Annotated in this window: 20 protein-coding genes and 3 pseudogenes; 7 read left to right on the top strand and 16 right to left on the bottom strand. The window is 58.7% G+C overall.

Going from position 1 to position 17,373, the window contains the following annotated elements; genetic code table 11:
- Nucleotides 1-1,304: 1,304 nt before the first annotated feature.
- Nucleotides 1,305-2,630: a DUF3422 family protein gene (locus tag P6U29_RS35075; RefSeq protein WP_407114755.1), complete on the top strand. Its 1,326-nt coding sequence runs from the start codon at nt 1,305-1,307 to the stop codon at nt 2,628-2,630.
- 137 nt (nt 2,631-2,767) lie between these two features.
- On the opposite strand, the pseudogene P6U29_RS35070 reads toward P6U29_RS35075, so the two are convergent.
- The 3 genes and pseudogenes from P6U29_RS35070 to P6U29_RS35060 form a co-directional block, all read right to left on the bottom strand.
- A pseudogene (locus P6U29_RS35070) lies at nt 2,768-2,877 on the bottom strand (DUF736 family protein); the annotation flags it as partial.
- Between the two features lie 11 nt (nt 2,878-2,888).
- Nucleotides 2,889-3,198, bottom strand: a pseudogene (gene tnpB, locus P6U29_RS35065) (IS66 family insertion sequence element accessory protein TnpB); the annotation flags it as partial.
- A complete protein-coding gene (locus P6U29_RS35060; protein WP_407114754.1) occupies nt 3,195-3,395 on the bottom strand; it encodes a hypothetical protein in 201 nt (66 codons plus the stop codon). The pseudogene tnpB and the gene P6U29_RS35060, both read right to left, overlap by 4 nt.
- A gap of 829 nt (nt 3,396-4,224) precedes the next feature.
- Here P6U29_RS35060 and nodU point away from each other — a divergent pair.
- On the top strand, nt 4,225-5,883 hold the full coding sequence (gene nodU, locus P6U29_RS35055; RefSeq protein WP_407119505.1) for a nodulation protein NodU: 1,659 nt from the start codon (nt 4,225-4,227) through the stop codon (nt 5,881-5,883).
- A 534-nt stretch (nt 5,884-6,417) separates the two neighbouring features.
- Here nodU and P6U29_RS35050 read toward each other — a convergent pair.
- The 6 genes from P6U29_RS35050 to P6U29_RS35025 all read right to left on the bottom strand — a co-directional run bounded on the left by P6U29_RS35050 (nt 6,418) and on the right by P6U29_RS35025 (nt 9,925).
- A complete protein-coding gene (locus P6U29_RS35050) occupies nt 6,418-6,915 on the bottom strand; it encodes a hypothetical protein (protein WP_407114753.1) in 498 nt (165 codons plus the stop codon).
- Between the two features lie 52 nt (nt 6,916-6,967).
- Complete coding sequence (locus P6U29_RS35045; protein WP_407114752.1) at nt 6,968-7,150, bottom strand: hypothetical protein; 183 nt, start codon at nt 7,148-7,150, stop codon at nt 6,968-6,970.
- 17 nt (nt 7,151-7,167) lie between these two features.
- Nucleotides 7,168-7,296 carry a KTSC domain-containing protein gene (locus P6U29_RS35040; RefSeq protein ID WP_407119504.1) on the bottom strand — a complete coding sequence of 43 codons (129 nt, stop codon included), beginning with the start codon at nt 7,294-7,296 and terminating at the stop codon, nt 7,168-7,170.
- A gap of 59 nt (nt 7,297-7,355) precedes the next feature.
- Complete coding sequence (locus tag P6U29_RS35035) at nt 7,356-7,484, bottom strand: hypothetical protein (protein ID WP_407114751.1); 129 nt, start codon at nt 7,482-7,484, stop codon at nt 7,356-7,358.
- Nucleotides 7,485-8,675: 1,191 nt separating this feature from the next.
- Nucleotides 8,676-9,122 (bottom strand): hypothetical protein, encoded by a 447-nt coding sequence (locus tag P6U29_RS35030; RefSeq protein WP_407114750.1) that lies wholly within the window; start codon nt 9,120-9,122, stop codon nt 8,676-8,678.
- Between the two features lie 257 nt (nt 9,123-9,379).
- A complete protein-coding gene (locus tag P6U29_RS35025; RefSeq protein ID WP_407114749.1) occupies nt 9,380-9,925 on the bottom strand; it encodes a hypothetical protein in 546 nt (181 codons plus the stop codon).
- 362 nt (nt 9,926-10,287) lie between these two features.
- Between P6U29_RS35025 and P6U29_RS35020 the strand changes: the two are divergent.
- From P6U29_RS35020 to P6U29_RS35005, 4 genes and pseudogenes are all read left to right on the top strand, one after another.
- Nucleotides 10,288-10,894, top strand: a pseudogene (locus P6U29_RS35020) (recombinase family protein).
- A gap of 25 nt (nt 10,895-10,919) precedes the next feature.
- On the top strand, nt 10,920-11,099 hold the full coding sequence (locus tag P6U29_RS35015; RefSeq protein WP_407114748.1) for a WGR domain-containing protein: 180 nt from the start codon (nt 10,920-10,922) through the stop codon (nt 11,097-11,099).
- Between the two features lie 222 nt (nt 11,100-11,321).
- Complete coding sequence (locus P6U29_RS35010) at nt 11,322-11,831, top strand: hypothetical protein (RefSeq protein ID WP_407114747.1); 510 nt, start codon at nt 11,322-11,324, stop codon at nt 11,829-11,831.
- Nucleotides 11,832-12,005: 174 nt separating this feature from the next.
- Nucleotides 12,006-12,758, top strand: a complete 753-nt coding sequence (locus tag P6U29_RS35005) for a hypothetical protein (RefSeq protein WP_407114746.1) — start codon at nt 12,006-12,008, stop codon at nt 12,756-12,758.
- Between the two features lie 5 nt (nt 12,759-12,763).
- On the opposite strand, the gene P6U29_RS35000 is transcribed toward P6U29_RS35005, so the two are convergent.
- The 5 genes from P6U29_RS35000 to P6U29_RS34980 are packed head-to-tail and all read right to left on the bottom strand — an operon-like array spanning nt 12,764 to nt 16,256.
- On the bottom strand, nt 12,764-13,663 hold the full coding sequence (locus P6U29_RS35000; RefSeq protein WP_407114745.1) for an SDH family Clp fold serine proteinase: 900 nt from the start codon (nt 13,661-13,663) through the stop codon (nt 12,764-12,766).
- Nucleotides 13,656-14,081 carry a DUF6527 family protein gene (locus P6U29_RS34995; RefSeq protein ID WP_407114744.1) on the bottom strand — a complete coding sequence of 142 codons (426 nt, stop codon included), beginning with the start codon at nt 14,079-14,081 and terminating at the stop codon, nt 13,656-13,658. The genes P6U29_RS35000 and P6U29_RS34995 overlap by 8 nt, the downstream gene beginning before the upstream one ends.
- The gene (locus tag P6U29_RS34990; RefSeq protein WP_407114743.1) at nt 14,078-15,460 is read right to left on the bottom strand and encodes a ThiF family adenylyltransferase; all 1,383 of its coding nucleotides are present in this window, start codon (nt 15,458-15,460) and stop codon (nt 14,078-14,080) included. Before P6U29_RS34990 ends, P6U29_RS34995 begins: the two co-directional genes overlap by 4 nt.
- Nucleotides 15,457-15,843 (bottom strand): E2/UBC family protein, encoded by a 387-nt coding sequence (locus tag P6U29_RS34985; RefSeq protein WP_407114742.1) that lies wholly within the window; start codon nt 15,841-15,843, stop codon nt 15,457-15,459. The genes P6U29_RS34990 and P6U29_RS34985 overlap by 4 nt, the downstream gene beginning before the upstream one ends.
- An 11-nt stretch (nt 15,844-15,854) precedes the next feature.
- Nucleotides 15,855-16,256 (bottom strand): multiubiquitin domain-containing protein, encoded by a 402-nt coding sequence (locus tag P6U29_RS34980; protein WP_407114741.1) that lies wholly within the window; start codon nt 16,254-16,256, stop codon nt 15,855-15,857.
- Nucleotides 16,257-16,300: 44 nt separating this feature from the next.
- On the opposite strand from P6U29_RS34980, the gene P6U29_RS34975 reads away from it, so the two are divergent.
- Entirely contained in the window at nt 16,301-16,561 is a 261-nt protein-coding gene (locus P6U29_RS34975) for a DUF6290 family protein (RefSeq protein ID WP_407114740.1), read from the top strand.
- 1 nt (nt 16,562) lies between these two features.
- Here P6U29_RS34975 and P6U29_RS34970 read toward each other — a convergent pair whose 3' ends face one another.
- Both P6U29_RS34970 and P6U29_RS34965 read right to left on the bottom strand, forming a co-directional pair.
- Nucleotides 16,563-17,138, bottom strand: coding sequence for a Fic/DOC family protein (locus tag P6U29_RS34970; RefSeq protein WP_407114739.1), 576 nt, complete (start codon nt 17,136-17,138; stop codon nt 16,563-16,565).
- A gap of 5 nt (nt 17,139-17,143) precedes the next feature.
- A complete protein-coding gene (locus P6U29_RS34965) occupies nt 17,144-17,350 on the bottom strand; it encodes a hypothetical protein (RefSeq protein WP_407114738.1) in 207 nt (68 codons plus the stop codon).
- Nucleotides 17,351-17,373: the final 23 nt, after the last annotated feature.

The following is a 17,373-nucleotide window of genomic DNA, read 5'->3' as shown; positions in this document are numbered from 1 at the left end:
CGATTGCAGAGCTTTTTTGCGTTTTGTGCACTTCTTTGGGCGCCGGACGTTGACGACCGCCGCATCGACCATGCTCTCAATATGCGAGGCGTAGAAATCCTCAATCATCTGCACGCTGGCCCAACGAATTCAGTGGTGATTGGCTCTTCGTGCTGCCAGCGCAGATTTTCGCTTCCGGGATCACTGCCTCGGCCCTATGCCCCGCTCACAAATAGTCGCCGGCCGTGGTCCGCCGCTATTTGGTCGATCGCTCACAACGATCGTCACGTATCTGCCTCCCTGCGACAACCGGTCGAGCCGCAACGCTTGCGCTGCTCTGAGTGACGCTTCAAAGGCGAGGAGAGCGCTCCAGCTGCGTGATCCAGTCAACCTCACGCGACGTGACGTTATCAGCCCATCGCCGAGCCTTGCCCGGGGGTCCGGGCGCGGTCACTCGCAAGGCTCTGCATCGACAAATCCAACCAGAGCGTGGCCGCTCAAACAATGGCAACGGCCGGGCGAGCGATCGCCTTGCCGAAAACAGCCCCTTCCCTGTGGCCTGTGCCACGTGCGCATTCTGTCAGAATACAAGCGTGCTCATGTCTGAAACCCGCCTCCGACTGTCTTCGAAAGCCACAATGCGTAAAAAAGACGCGAGAGTGCCCCTTCTATAGTGCTGGCCCAAATCCTGCACCGGCTCTCGGCGCCAGGAAGTTTGGCGCCGGCAACAAGATGGGAGTCGAGTTTGGGCCTCGATCCGTCAATCGACAATGCGCTTGCCGCACCGGAGGTCGTTTATCTGTACCACACTGGGAGAACGGAAGACATTCCTGCTTGCCACGGCCTCGCGCAGCATCGGTCGTCCCACCGGAAAACTGCTTTCAGAAGAGGGCCGGCGTATCTTCACTTGCACGCGGCACCCCTTCGGTGGCGGGCGATGTCGGTGGGATTCGGAGACAGACAACCATGTCAACGTAAATCTAGGCATTCGTCGAACGGTGCCGCGCGCCACCGCCAACGTCGCGGAACGGCTTGCTGGCGCTCCGCTACACCTATTGAGTCACAATGCCGGCATTTCGCCATAGACATCGGACCATACCTTGATGGCGTCATTCGAAAGCTGGATCAGCCGGATCCATCTCAATCTGCCTGGCCCCACCTTCCTTCCGCAAGACCTCTTTCCCGAGTTCAAGGCGGCCTCGGTAGTGATGGTCGACATGATTCGATCAGCAACCTAGCCGCGCGCGACCGTTTCCCAGCACCGCCATTGCCTCCCGCGTCAAGGCTGACGGTTGCTTGCTCACCCTGAAGTGAGGCGTCAATACATGATCGATGAACTGGATCTGCGAACCTTCACGCCACATCCGCAACGCGACGCTGTGCTCGGCGAAGTGCACGCGCGCCCCTTCACGCGCCTTGTTTCGCCCTTCAGCGTGATCCACTTCGCTTTTCTTGCACAGGGCGAGGCGGCCACAAGCGATCGCTGCCGTTTTATCGAGTTTTGCCTCGATCGCAATCTTACGCCGCCTGAGCAATCGGCGAAACTTCATCAGATTGTCATCGGGCCCGCTACGCTACGCTGGGAGCAGCATTCGGAATTTACAACATTCACCTGGATCTGGACTAATGCAAATTGTTCTGCCGCAGACCATTTTGACAAAGTTGATGGCACCGTCCGATCGCTGATCCGCGCGTTACGTCAGACCGGACAGTTGCTGGTCGCGATCAGGCTAGAAGTGGAGCGGGACGCCTCGCCGATCAGGCGGGCCGAACAGATTTTTGACAAGAACAGCCTGGCCATGGTTGCCACAAAGAGCGGCGCAGCCGTTGCCGCTTCAGACTTCCGCGTAGACGAAAAAGGCTTCACGAAAATCCTCGTCTGCGACCTCGGGTTGACGTCGCACGATCTCGGAGCGCTGGTGCAACGGCTCCTCGAAATCGAGACCTACCGTCCATTGGCGCTGCTTGGCCTGTCGGCGGCCCTTGAGCTTGCACCATCTGTTGATCGCATCGACCGCCGTCTTGTTGAGGCGCTCGAGAAAATGCAAAGCGGTGAGGGGCTGCAGTTCAACAACCATCTGCTTGCCGAGCTGACGGCTCTGGCCGCATCTTTCGAAAGAGGCGCGACCGGCAGCCTGTTTCGATTCGGCGCCAGCAGGGCCTATAACGAGCTGGTCCAATCGCGGCTATCCATCATTGAAGGCAACGATGTCTCGGGCTATCCAACCTGGTCGTCGTTTCTGGCACGCCGCATGGCGCCGGCGATGCGAACCTGCGCAACTGTGGAGGATCGCCAGGCGACTCTGTCGGTCAAGCTCGCGCGCGCCGCCGATCTGTTGCGAACCCGGGTCGACGTCGAAATCGAACGACAGAATCGTGACCTGTTGCAGGCTATCAACGAGCGCGCGAGACAGCAACTTCGGCTGCAGTGCACGGTCGAAGGATTGTCGGTCGGGGCGATAGGATATTATGTGGTCAGCCTGTTTAGCTATCTTGCGAAGGGCGCGCATGATGTCGGACTGCGAGTAGAGCCCTCGTTCCTGACCGCAGCCTTCGTGCCGATCGCGGTCGGCGTGATCTGGCTGGTGAGTTACAATGTCCGAAAACGACACCTCAAGCACGACGACGCGCCCTCGGCTACTTGCGACTAAAGCTCCTGGAGGGAATCCGTGCGTCCGTCCTGCGAAGCTCGCATGGTCGGGGTGCGACGCTGCCGCAAGATCGCGCCCGGCTCCTGCGCAAGGTAATGTCCCGCCCGGACCAGCCGGGCGAGGGATTGTGGATCGGGTCAGTCGCCGTTGCGACGGCTAGGACGGGACCAGATCAGGCTGAAGCCCTCACCTTCCTCGTCGGCGAAAAGTTGGCGAAGATCGGAGCGGTGAAGCTCGGATCGTCGAGTGTCCCTCGTGGACACGCCGCCAGTCGAGAACTTCGAGCAATGCCGACAATAGCGCCGCCGACAGGCGCACACGCCATCCTCGATCTGCCAGCGGAAGATCCCATCCTCGAGCCGCTTGACGAACAGACACAGGCCCGTTCCGTCCCAGAACACCAGCTTGATCCGATCCGCCCGCTTGGCCCTGAACACATAAACAGTTGCCGAGAATGGGTCCGTCCCCAAGCTCTCGCGCACCAGGGTAGCAAGCCCTCCATTCCCTTGCGGAAGTCTACCGGTTTGGTCGCCACCATCACCCGGACCGCACCCGACGGACCGATCACCGGCTCGCCTTCAGCGCCTGGACGATCGACGCAATCATCGTCGGGTCCGTACCACGGCCAGCCCGGATCGTGATGCCGTTAACTTCGATCTCGATGACCCCGGTATCCGCCTTGGCCTTGCAGCGCACCGCCTTGCGCTCACGGCCAAGAGCTGGCGCCGGCACCACGGCATCCACCACCGCCGGCACAAGCTGCACTTCTGCTCCGAAATGACCGCGCGCTGCTTCTCGCAAGTGACAGCGCCAGCCAAACAACCGCTGCGGCGACAATCCATGCCGTCGCGCTACCGAGCACCGCGTCGCCACTCGTAACGATCTCCGCAAAAATCCGGGCCTTGTCCTCGTCGCTCCACTTCCGCCGACGGCCGGCTCCGGTGAAGACCTCGATCCGCCGCACGGGCTGCATGATAGCAGTATGCACTGTGTCCATTCTAAGCCTAACGGTCTAAACCGAACCGCAGACTCGCAGATCACCCCGTCACCCGGTAGGTGGCCCCTGAGCGGCGCTTACCCTTCAACCCAAGAGCGGTGCAGACAAGCGCATTGGTCTTACTGACTTCCCGCCATCTCAGTATAGGGCGCCTATGATACGCGCGGTTCGCCACGGCCTATTTGAGGTCGTGCTAGCGCGAATGCCTAGGTTCTAACTGAATTACAAAGTGCGTTTGCTTACCGTGCGCCACTCCGTGGCATCGCGCGGCCATGATCTCGTTCATCCGGTAGAGAGTTCCGCTGCATTCGTTCGCTCGACGTCGGAGAAGGCGTACGGGCCGCAGGTCGCGCGTACGCAAATTGTCGTCGTAGGCGGGAGTGCTTGGTCCGAAACCGAACGCGTCCGCTGTCTCGAATCGGTCAAGCCGCTTCCAACCCCGACTTTGATCAGACAATCGCCAGCTATTTCCTCTCATTGGAACTGGCCCAGAGCGTGCATCGTGACAGATGGGACCCCATCTGAGTCTCGCGACATGAGCCACAGTTGCGGCGCCTTCAAATCGAGTGGATCACCGACATAGGTTCGGAAGACAGTATGCGCATCTGCGGTATCAAACTAACCCATGACGGAGCAGTCGCCCTTATCGAGGACGGACGGCTTGTCTTTTGTGTCGAGCAGGAAAAGCGGGGCAATAATCCGCGATATCAAAAAATCGACAATCTCGATGCAGTTGTTGCCGCCTTGGCAGAGCACGGTTTAGATCCGCGAGACATTGATCGGTTCGTCATCGACGGATGGTGGGGCGAGGCCGAGTCACAATTTCAGGTTCTCAGTGGGACTGCATCCATTACCCTTAGAGGGGCACCGTATGTAGAGGGCGATGCCGAAGGCCTCCTCATAGCGCACGACGGCTCTGGGCTGATGCTCAACGAGAGCGTCTTCCCTTATCAAAGCTATCCGCATGTCACAGCCCATGTGGCTTCCGCTTTTTGTACTAGCCCTTTCGCCAAGGCCGGGCAGCCCGCGTTCTGTCTGGTGTGGGACGGCGCCTCCTTTCCGCGTCTGTACCATGTAGAACGCCGCGCAGCCAGGTTCCTCGAGTGTCTCTTTCCGCTGATCGGGCATGCTTATGCTGCCGCAGGCTATCACTTCGGACCATACAAGCAGGCAAACCGAACCAAGTGGGACCTCGGTGTTGCGGGCAAGTTGATGGCCTACATCGCGCTCGGTTCAGTCGATGAAAGCATCGTCGAGGTGTTTCAGGAGCTCTACGAAAAGCATTTTAGCACGTTTACGGAGCCAGTCGGTCGTTGCAGCGAGGACACCGCGCTTGAGCCCGTCCATGCGTTCTTCGATGCCTGCGCGCTACCGTTAAAGGCCAAACCCCCCGCAAATGTGCTTGCATCCTTTCATTGCTTCCAAGAGCGACTGCTCGTTAGCAAGCTCGCAAGTGCTATACAGAGACATTCGAGCCTTCCCGCGCGCAATCTTTGCATAACCGGCGGCTGCGGTCTCAACATAAAATGGAATAGTGCATTACGAGCTGCCGGCTTGTTCGATGCTATCTGGGTGCCCCCCTTTCCGAATGACAGTGGCTCAGCAATAGGTGCCGCTTGCTCCGCATTGGCGGCGGAACAAGGCTTTGTACCATTGGATTGGTCCGTCTATAGTGGTCCAGCCGTGGAACGAGGTGACGTGCCGCCCGGATGGGGCGGCTCACCATGCAGCATGCGTGAACTTGCAACCATTCTCGCCAGCAACAAGCCTGTCATTTTCCTTGCCGGCCGCGCGGAGCTTGGACCTCGGGCTCTGGGTAGCAGAAGCATACTGGCCGCGGCGACATCGCTGCAAATGAAGAACCGTCTCAACGACATCAAACTTCGCGAGCACTTCCGGCCTGTAGCGCCAATATGCCTGGAGGATCGGGCGCCGGATATTTTTAGCCCTGGAACGCCAGACCCTTACATGCTTTTCGAGCACCTAACACGAGCAGAATGGCGGGACAAGATCCCCGCTGTTGTGCATCTGGACGGATCTGCGCGATTGCAGACTATTTGCAGGACCTCTCAGCACAAAATCGCCGAACTTCTCGTCGAATACGAAGACCTGACGGGCATTCCGCTACTATGCAACACCAGCGCCAATCACAATGGACGTGGGTTTTTCCCGAATGCGGCATCTGCCTGCCAGTGGGGCCGCGTTGACCACGTGTGGTGCGATGGAACGCTGTGGACGAAACGCGCGGGTGACTGAGCGCTGGCCAACGGCATCTTTTTCTCTAAGCGCGCCCTGAAGCGAGTATATAGCGCCTTTCGTGGCGGTCGAGATTGGGGCGTCTGCGCCGCCGCGGGAAGTTGGCCGAAGCGCCATTGACGACGACGCTGGCGCGTCGACGAAGGGGACAGGGCATCATCGAGATTGATCTTCGTACCGGGCACCGCATCCGGATCGATGGCGTGGCTGATGGCGACGCTACGTCGTGTTCTCGATGCTTTGGTCCGCCGATGATCCGACGAATACGCCACTTCGGGTGGGGTAAGCTTGTGGTGCGACCGGTAAGTTATTGATGTTCTTAGGTCGAAGCTCACTCTTAATCAATGGCCCCGTCAGCGTCCTCTCATGGAACAAACCTTGGAGCCTCTTGTTCAATCAATCCAAAATCGAGTGTTACGCGCTCCCCGTGACGCATCTTACCTCGCTGCATATGGCCGCTACGCGTCGTTAGCGGCGCGAACAGCGCCTTGCCGTACCTCCGTCCGGCCTCAAGCCCCCAGAAATTCGCCGCTCTCATGCAAACGACGATCCGCTCGCCTCGCTCCGCTTTCGGAAACAGAATCGACTGCGCCCATTCGAGCATGGCCCGGCTTGAGGGAAGCGCTGCGAGAACATGATGGTCAGTGAAACTGCGGGAGTGACAGGCGCCGATGTTGGCGATGGCGCCCCTGTCCTTGATGGCCTCTGGATCGCGGCCAGGCCAGCCGCCCTTTGCGCCATCTGGCCGCCTCCGGGGTGATCGTCCGTGAATCCCAACCTGCCGGTTCGTTGTTTGACGTAGCGCTCCCGTCCTTCCTTCGACCTGGCGAGCCGGAGATCGCTTTCCGAGAAGCCCGGCGACAGGTAGAGCAGCACGACGGGCGCGGTTCGCAGCTTCCCACCGAAATTGCAGGGCAGGCACCGGAGGTCGAATCCGTGAGAATTGTTCAGGCGTTCAAAAACAGGACGGTCAAGCGGATGGATCGTCTCGGCCTTGCCGATCATTGACCAGAACTTGAAGATGTCCGTCATATAGGCTCCTCACGCGCTCGGCCGTTTGATCCGCAGTATTTTAAACGGCGCGCTACTTGCGCGATTCGTCTTCCTCTTCCCAGGTGATCTGGGCGACGGCCAGCACCTTGCCCTTGATTTTCGGGGCCGATTGCGCAGCAACCGCATCGTTCGCTGTCTTGTGGATGCGGCCACTCGGGTATTTAATGCCTTCCTCGTTGATGAAGATGTTGGTGAAGCCGGTGAATACCGTCATAGCGTACTTCCTGTCTGTCAGTATTTGGGAAGAGGATGGGGGCGGCAATCGAACGGGCCGCCCGAGCCCCTGCCCTTGATGTTGGCGTTGTAGTATTTGCCCATCGAGCACGCATTGAGGAAAGCTTCATACGTCGCCGCTGGCATCTCGCAGTAGGGATAGTAGACCGACCGTAGCTGCACGACCATGAAGCGCTGGGCCCTGTTCAGGCGCGGTTGATGAAGCTGCTGCGGGTGATGTCCATGCAGGTGAGGGCGCAAGATTCAATCGCTCCGGCCGCGGCCCAGGTCGTGCCGGCGACGAGCGCATTGACCACGAAAACGAAACGCAGCACCTGGGCCTCCCCCGTTTCGATAGCGGCGGCATGGAATCATCGTTGCCTGCCGCGGCGCGTGACCGATGATTTTGCACAGATTCGGATGCAACACAAAAGGCCCCGCATAGAGGCCTTTTGATTTTCGCTATCCGGCTTTCAGGCCGTAGACCTTGCCACCGATTCTGGCGGTTGCCGGTATCGAATCGACCTTTGTTCCTTCGAGATAGACATCGCCGCCGACCGACAGGTGGTCAGGCAGCCTTCCAATCGCTGTGCCGCGAACGTCGAGATCACGGCCAACCTGCCAAGTTGTCGGGGAGCGTAGTGATGGCCGTACCTTGAAGATAGAGGCTGCCGCCGACCAGCAGGTTGTCGGGCAGCGCGGTGATCGCGGTGCTCTCCAGGAAGAGATTACGCCCGACTGACAGTTGTCGGGCAGCGTAGTAATCGCCGAGGGCCGAAGATCGAGTGTGCAGACGACCGAAATGTCGTCGGGCAGTGCAGTGATCGTCGAGCCCCGAACTCGAGATAGTCACCCGCCGAAAGGTTATCGGGCAGCAGCAGATTGCTATCGTCACTCAACGGAATGCTGAGCGTCACTCTCGCACTTTTTGACATGGAAATCCCTAGGGTTGGCCTCCGTCACGCCAGAGGCGACGACAGAAAAGCCGGATGCCCGAGGGCAAAACGGCAGTCGTGATGCATGCATTGTGGGGCAGGTTTCGCGCTTTTCAACTCGTCGCGCTGAAAACGCGTCCGGCGTTGTCTTCAAACAAGGCCCCGCGGACGGGACGCTTCGCTATCGCTATAGAGTTGGCAATCTCACGACCAGCATGTTCATCCCTATTGCGCAACATCCCGGGAGTTCTCCAGGAAAGATAATCGGAGCGCCGATGAACAGCCGATCGCTTGGCTTCGCGGCAGTACGAGCTCCAGCTCATCCCTTTTGTGCAACCTTCCCGGGAGTATTCCTGAGATATACTGCACCAATGAGCAGCTGATCGCTTGCGCCGGTAGGCTCTAGCTCATCCCAATTGCGCAACCGTCCCAGGAGTTTTCGTGGGAAAAGAATCGATTCGCCAATGAGGCTGATCTATTATGCCGGCCAGCCGAAGCGCTTCCTTCAAGAAGGGAGAGGGTTATCCCGTCAGGCGCCGAGCCGATCACTGATTAGGTGGCACCGTGCGTTCGCGCATCAGGCGGGCAGCGTCATTTTCGACTCGCAACGAATTTGCAGCGATATTTATACTGTTGGACGCGGAGGTCGGTAATGCTCTTGTCGATCGTACGAGTCTCTTCCGGCAATTCGATCTTCTCGATCGTGAAGTCGGGGTATTGTTTCTTATAGATCTCCCATTGCGGATCGCAGTAATCTCTGGTGGACCTGTTCTTGCCCCCGTCGACCCAGCCGGAATCGTATTCCGGGATCTGGGGCACCGGCGGTCCGGGCGGTTTGATGGAGTCCGGGAACGTCGTGCTGATATACATCAGCACGACACCAACAGCGACAATGAAGAACGCCGGCACGTCAACCTCGATGGTCAAGCCGCCGACGCTGATCTTGAACTTTCCGGGCTGACTCGATGGCCGCAGATACCAGGTGGCAAGACCGACAATGATAAGTGCGATGCCAAGATAGAATGAAATGCGGTTCATCGACAAAGCTCCTATCAGGGGCTGCCACTTCAAACCGGGCGCAGCCGAGATACTAATTGTTTAGCGCCACTCGGATGCAGCCTTGGTGACAGTGTGTCACAGGGTGCACCCGTGCGCGATGCCTGAATCAGCGAAGAAGATGTGTCACATGGGTCGGTTGCAGTTTTTTACACACCTGATCTATGACGGCTCAGATCCCCTGCCACACGGGAGATGGGTACTCGCCTAACCGAAGCTTGCGAGGTAGCCATTGGAGCTTAAGCAAACCCATTGGCATGAAGGTCTTCGGCCCGGTCGAGTTTATATTCGTGTACCCACGGCTTCCCTATTGCCGGGTTTATGAACGTTCCTTTCACGTCGATCGATAGGTGTGGGGGCAGCGGGATACGCCGACCCCTTGTGGCTCGGTTGGCAACCCAGCGCGGTGGATTCAGGATGTTTTCTGGCGCCCTGTCGAACGCATCCTTATCCTCGAAAAGCCAAATCTTTGAGTGCGCCGCACGAATTGAGTGCTCCACCACCTTCAACGGTACGGGGAGCGGCGTGATGGTGTACGCCAGTTTAATCGCTGGCATGAGGGTATCGACGATGGCTCGGTTGAAGATCAGGCCATCGCCGGGTGACAGATAGAACTGAGCGCGGTAGCCGCTGCGACCGTTAAAGAGTTGGTCGAAAACGACCTCCGCGACTGGGATTTGCGCCCACAGGCGTGCGAGTTCGGCCGGAGCATCTGGGTCGATTGCGGGCTCCCACGCGACTCGTATTTTGCCCTGATCGGCCGATTGCTCGGCGTCATTGGCCACTGCGCCAATCAGCTCGCGTGGTGACGGGGGACCGAGAAGTCGAGCTCGGCGATCGTCGTCAACTAACGCCGTGAGGTCCCATTCCCTCGAACTGACAAGTTGCATGGATTTTTAGACCTCGTCTTCAGCCAGAACCTAGCAGCCGTAGCCCTCCAGTGAAACGCAGTTCTGCACGACAGTGAAAGGGCACTCCTGAAAGCGACATCCGTGCATCAGGGGTAATCAGAATTGTCACTTTTTAGATTTCTGATACCCGTTTGCAAGCCGTAGATTCTCTTACGGGATAAATGACTACTTTTCGTCCGCTGCGATATTTCGGTACGACTGTCACATAACCGAACGTTTGAGTGACAGGAGGCGCGATGCAGATTGGTTATATGAGAGTGTCCAAAGCCGATGGCTCTCAAACTGTGGATCTACAGAAGGATGCGCTTCTCGCTGCCGGTATCAAATTAGAGCATCTCTATTAAGACTGGGCTTCCCGCCGCGATGACCGGCCGGGACTAGCAGCCTGCCTTAAAGCGGTGCGGGAAGAGGATATCCTGGTCGTATGGAAGCTGGACCGCCTCGGCCGGGATCTCCGTCATCTCGTCAACACAATTCAAGACTTGGTCGAGCACGGCAAAGGCTTCCGCGTCCTCACCGGGCATGGTTCGTCGATTGACACGACTACACCCAGCGGCAAGTTGGTTTTTGGGATATTCGCGGCCTTAGCCGAGTTCGAGCGCGAGTTGATTTCCGAGCGCACCCGGGCAGGTTTGGCCTCCGCACAGGCGCGCGGCAGGAGAGGCGGCCGCAAGGTCAAGATGATGGCCGCCAAAATTCTCTTAGCCCAAGCTGGGATGACGAACCGCGACACGAACGTCGGAAAGCTGTGAAGAACTTTCGATCACGCGGCAGACGCTCTATCGCTTTGTGTCGCCGGAGGTGTCCTCGGCATTCGGCGGGCTAACAACTCTGCAGCAGTGATCAAACAAATAGAGGAGGAAATCACATGATCGCAATCATGCTCACGCGCATCGATAACCACCGCAACATGGCGCGGTTCTATAGGCTGGACATCCAACCGACGCTGTTCGGGGAATGCTCACTCGCCATGGAATGGGGGCGGATCGGCGGTAGGGGACCGTTCGCATTGAGAAATACCCGACTCGTGGTAAGGCTGACCCCTTGATCTCCAAGTGGATAGAGAAGCGGAGGCGAGGGTATCGCTAGAGGAAATCTCATGTGGTGCGACGAGCTAGCGGGAAAATCATGGGCCAGCATTTGGGCTGGCTACGTGGTTTGCGGATCAGATTGCCAAACCATTCGTACTATTAGCGCTCCTTGTCCGGCTTGCGGAGGCGGGCCGTACGACACCAGACCCACAATCATAACCGTAAATGACGGTGAGAGGATGATCCTGCCTGCCACTTTTGCAGGTGCTGAGGGGCGCTACGAGGACTACATCTATTTACAGATGCTCCAGCGGGAGTGGGAGCGGCCTGTCGTTGAGTTTCAAACATTTGCTCACGTTGGCGATGCGGAGCGACCATCTGCACGAGCGGCACTGGCATTACTATTTTGGGGGTACTTTGAGACCCGCATTGAGCGGCTTCATCGTACCGCCATGCGGAACCTTCCGCAGCGGGTTCTAGACGATACGCTCCGGCGCTATAGCGGAATCGGGCAGCGCCTGTACGAGTTGTATAAAATCTTCCACGGTACCAATTATTTCGACGATCTTCGCGCACATGGTTTTCTAGCTGTAGCGGAGCTGTTGCACGACATCCATCGACGTCGAAATGAGTTCACCCACGGCAAGCCGCAGGCCATCAACGATGCCACAGTGAACGCCCTCGTTGCGAACCTCAAAGCCGAGCATGAGGCCTGGATCGCCGTATACAACAGCCGGGTGAAGCCCTGAACGAGCATGGGTGAGGCGAGGCGGAAAAGAGAAGGCGTTTTGAACGGTCCTTGCCCATGCGGTTCGACGAGGCCTGGGCGAGGCTGTTGTTTCAATGGTAGGGATTGGCATAAGTCATCCGCTGTCCTGAGTCTGAAAGCGCTTCCTTCGGCATCAAGCGTTGCCAAATGTTATATGCGCGACTTGGGTTCGTGCGTCGGCCCGATCTCGGGCGAGCACATTATCTCGGAGTCGGTTATCCGGGTTTTGATGGGCGACGGCGAGTTCTCGGTCGGCGGTCTTCCATGGCTGGCGCCGGACGAGGAGAAGATCCTCGCCCCCAAGAGCTTGCGAACAAATTGTCTTTGCACCAAACATAACAGCGCACTTCATCCACTCGACGATGCCGCGAAATACTTCTTCGCGTCGCTAAAATCGTACCTGGAGGGAGATGCCGGATCGAGGCACGCTATTGTCTCGGGGCACGACGTCGAAAGATGGCTGCTGAAGACGGCAAAAGCGGCTGCGGTATCGAAAAATCTCGCGAGGGGGAGGGCGCCGCTATCTGGCGCATTCTCGCGTGATGCCGTGCTATTGGACATGCTCGACGAGCCTCGGCATTGGCCGGAAGGCGCGGGGCTCTACTGCACCATGAATACGGGCGATCGAACTCTCAACAACACGCGCTTCCAACTACAACCTTTGACCAATGCCCAAGAGGATATCGAGGCGCTGGCGTTCAATATCCTAGGCCTGAGTTTCGTGCTGCTGCTGGAGCCCCTGGATGAGAGCAACTATCCGTTTTTGCGTGGAGCGCGATACCGACCAGGAAGGATCGTCGTTTCGTATCCGGCCTCGACGAACTGGCTGACAATGAGCTGGGATGACGGTAGGGCACACGCGCCCCTGACGATGCAATTCGTGCAGCCAATGCCCGCCAGGCCGTAGGACATTCACACGATTTGCGAGGCGTAGGCTGATTCGTAGATTTTCTTACCTTCTTCCGTTTCAAGGCGGAGGAGGCAGTACAGTTCCCAATAGCGGCTCCAACGCACGTCATAGGGCGCAAGATATTCGATTGGCAAGCCGAGCTGTTTCGCATCGGCATAATCAATGGGTTGGCCGTGCGTCTTCCATTGGCTGGCGCTCATCAGAGCCTGGGAGATCGTCGAACTCGGCGCGCCCCGACGCTTAAGCATATCCTCGGCGAACGTCCTCACGCGGTCACGGATGCCCTGGAATTTCTTGACCGTTCTGGCGTCAAAGCTATCGAGCATCAGTAGGGCAATCGGGTCATCAGGGTTTTTGCGCATTACCGCGCAATGTTCTTCGTAGGCCTCCAGATAGCCCATGACGGAATACGTCAGCTCATTGCCGCGAGCGTCCTTCAGAAGGAATTGTGGGTCGATCATGCCGAGCTCGGAGGTATTGCTCATGATGATCTTGCTGGCGGCGAGCGCCATCAAGGTGCCCGCGCTCTTCGCCAAGTCGGGCACGATCACTCGGAACGGCTGCGTGCCGGCCTTTGCCAGCACAAGCTTGACCAGTTTCTCGCAGGCGTCGACGTCACCGCCGCCGGTGTTGAGAAGCAGATCGATCGGCGAATTCTCGGGAATATTGTGAAGCATCTCCACAAAGCCCATGACATCGTTGCGATCGATCTCGGTTTCCAGGCTCGAAACGTAGCAGATGAGCTTTGTGCCTTCGGATGCGTTGATCGTTTTAATCAGCTCCTGCCGTTGATAGCGGCCCGCGTTCATTGCCGCATACATCGGCGTCTTCGTCAGCGGACGCTCGGCTTTGGGCGGCGTAGCTTCAGACGCCGGCAGGGCTTCCGGACCGTTGTCACTCACCAAATGAATCCCCTATCCAATCAATTTTTCCGTTTCTAATAAAATAATGGCATCTGCGCCGGCCATCATGGTAGTTCACGCTCGGCGAAAGCGAAAGACCATGCTCAACCATAGATACTTGCCAGAACGGTCTCCGCCCGCGATCGAGGTTGAGCATGATGCGATGACCACTTCTGCAGGGGCAATCGAACGCGATCCATTTTAGCCGCGATGCTTCGCCGACGACGACGGCGGTGTTCCTCGGCAGCTTTTCAGGTATTTCATCGGCCGATTCGACCAGGCCGATGCAGTACAGCGGCGGCTGAGCTGTGAGCCACTGAGGAAGCCAGTCGAGCTGTAACCACTGCCACCGCGGCAGACGTGGCAGCCACCACGGAAGCCAGTCGGTCCATCGCCACTGCCACCAACGAACCTTCATGCGCCGGGCCACGCTTGTTCGAGGAAGGGATTACCATCGCCCTTGCCGATCTTGTGGCTTTCCGGATTGCAGTAGTGACCTGATCGCGGTTTGGCGCTGTTGGTCGAGATTTCCCGCTCGTGCCAACGGAAGAGCACCTCCGTCGGCCTTGGGCTCGGGCCGAAGCCGATCAGGCGCTCTAGAAGTTCGTTAATCGCGGCGGAGGCGATACTGGTGGTGAATGTCACCACGGCTGGTTCAATGCCTCCGAGGACGGGCGCATAGCCCTCGTTTTCAAGCCTTATGCGCTCTTCCGGCGTTCGCAGCTCGGTTTGCGCGCGGGCGAGGTCGATTCGGTCGCGGCAGACGAGACAGGCACCCCCCGGTGTAAGGGTGGTCACCCGGCCGTTGATGCTCGCGAGCGCTCCGTCTCCCCCCAGCAGCACGCCGCAATCGATGACGGGCGTGGCCAGGAACGTCGAGAACCGTGAGAGAACCAGGCGGCCGGCGTTGTCGTCGGTGCAACCGAAGACGATATCGCAAGGGATCAGCTCGCGCGCTGTTTTCTCGAGCGTAACCATCGCCGTCACGGTAAGGCATTCGAGATCTGGCGCAATCGCCGTCAAGTGGTTTTGCAGCGTCTCCGTCTTCGGCTTGCCGACTGCGGCAGACGTAGAACCGTAAACACGGGTAATGTTGCTCTCGGTCAGTGTGTCGGCATCGATCAGCGTGAGATGCCGCACGCCGAGGCGCACCAATTGCTCGGCGACCGCTGACCCGGTGCCGCCACAGCCGACGACCCCCACTCGCAATGCGCCAAGGGTCTGTTGAATGTCAGGGCCGAATGCGCGGACGCTCCGGTCAAAGATGGCCGGAATTTGCGGCGCGGTTGAATTGAAAGAATGGACGAGCTGCCACTTTTCGCCGACACGCCACAGGCGGTCGATCGGTGCTTTCCCGCCGTGCTCGAAATGCACCTCGCCGGTAAACGTGATCCCGTCGTCGCGCGGCGACGCGATAAGCGTGACGTACAGTTCCGAGCCCGAGCGCAGCCGGAAGAGATCGGAGATGTCCTGATCGACCTTGCGGTCGGCCATGCTCGGCGTCGGGTGACCGACCGTGCCAGGGTGCGTGTGAAACCAGATCGGAATCGCGCCCATGCACTCGGCTTCAGCCAGGGCAGGGACGTAGCCCTGCGACGCGATTGCCAAGTGATCTCCTTCCCGCGCGAGATAGGCGTCTTGCGGCACCCAGCGCATTCCGCGTCCGAGGAGCCGGATGTCATCATTCGGGGCGCGGGCGATGCCGGCGAGCAGTACGCCTGCGGTTTCCACCGGAAGTCTCGCGGTCTGGTCGATCTCCTGGAAGAGCGGTTCTGTCAGGACCAGTGTGATTGTCATGATCCCCCCGGGGCCGCTTTTAGCAGCTCGTTTCTGATCAAAGCGAAGTAGCTTTGCAGTGAGTCGATGCCCGAGCGCCATTGGCCCGCTGTAAAGTGCCGGGACCAGCGCTGCCATTGGCGCCCGAAATGGCCCTCCCGGGCCTCGGTTGCCGGAATGACAACGCCGTCGACCCGCTTCACCGGTGGGTCGAACCACCACATGTCCGGCGGCACATCGGGATAACCCGGGGCTAGGCGGATCAACAGATCGCTGGCCTCCTGGTCGAACCCATTCGGCAGCGGGTACGATGGAACGAGTACGCAAATGACGCCGCCTTCAGCTGTGACCTGATGGCCGGGAGCCCTGGCGTTCAGATATTCAATGTCGTGTGAAGGCAGCACGGGATCGCTCCTTAGGCGAGGCCCGGGTTGATCTGCGCGGGCGCGGTGAAGAAGCGCAGGCCATCGCGCATTTTCACTTTCTGCGTGTCCGCGATCTTTTCGTCGGAGCCGCCTGGCACGACCTCGAACAAGTCACGGTCAGGGCCGATGGGCGGGCTGGGGAGGGCCCGGAGCTGCGCGCCAGTAAGGAATTGCTCCGTCACCTTGAATTGGGTGCGATCGATCTTGATCTCGTACGGATGTTGACGCTGTTCGAGCTCCTTCAGCTCTTCCTCCTCACGGCGCGCGAACTGTTCCAGCTCCTGTTTTTGGCGCTCTTCGAACTCCTTCAACTCGCGCAGCTGGCGCTCTTTGAAGGCTGCAAGCTCCTTCTCACGGTTCGTTGGGGTGCCCGGTTCGTGATGCTTAGTCATTGTGGTACCTCCATTGATTGATACCGAGATACCACGATACTGTAGTGCTTGACAAGACCGGTGTTAAGGTGCAGATTTCCCGCATGAAAACGACCAAAGCGATGACCATCCGCCTTACCGACGAGCAGGCCGAAGCGCTCGAAACCGTTGCGTCGGTCGAGCAGCGGGCTGTCTCGGACGTGATTCGTGCCGCGATCAGCGAGCACATCGAGAGCCGGCGCAAAGATCCTGCCTTTCAGGAGGATCTGAGAGCCCGGTTGGCCCGTGCCCGCAAACTGCTGGCCCGTCAGGCCGGCGGCGAGTAGCTCAAAGCAGTTTCCGCAGCTCGTTTTTGAGCGGCCCGTTGTCGCCGAGGAAGCTCGCGATCATCGCTGGCATGAACGTGTCGCGGTTGATGCGGGTGAGGATCAGCGGATGACCGGCCCGCTGCCCGAGAAGATACATAAGGGACAACTGAGAGCGTCCGTTACCCTCGCGGAAGGGGTGGATAGCGTTGAGTTCGGCGAGAAAATCGGTGGCCGCGTCCAGGAAGGCCGGTACCTCCGCGCCCGGATTGAAAGCGGGGAGCGCAAGCTTCGCGAACAGTTGGTCCATGCTGGAGGGAATGTGTTCCGGATAACAGAACATGTTTCCGCCCTTGGCGGTGCGGACTTTCCGATACTTTCCTGCCCAGCTGTAAACGTCCTGGAATAGATGATGGTGGATGCGCCTGTAGTGCGGAGGCGTAAACCTTCCGGCGGGGAGAGGCTCTTCCGACCGAAGTGTCGACATTTCGAGTTCAAACGCCTCCAGGGTCCTGCCGTCCCTGAGGCTCGCTCGATTCTTGAGAACGGAAGTGCCTTTGTAGCAGTACGGATCGTCAAAGACGTCGTAGCCGCTCAAAGCCGTTAACGGCCCTTGGGTTGGACGTACGCCCGCAACACCTCGGCTCGCTTCTGGGCAGGTGTCAGCTTCTTTTCGCGGAGCGCAGAAAGGCGTTCCTTTGAGGCTCTACCAAGCTTCAAACCTTCGACGGCCGAAATGGCCGCAAAAGTCTTGTCTCCCAAAATGCGGGAGGAGGAATTGATGCTGGTGCCTTTGCGCTTATCGGTCATGAGCGAACCATATCACGGATTCT

It is taken from the genome of Bradyrhizobium sp. LMG 9283, from assembly GCF_045571415.1.
Lineage (GTDB): Bacteria > Pseudomonadota > Alphaproteobacteria > Rhizobiales > Xanthobacteraceae > Bradyrhizobium.
This window is presented reverse-complemented; position numbering and strand designations above follow the sequence as displayed.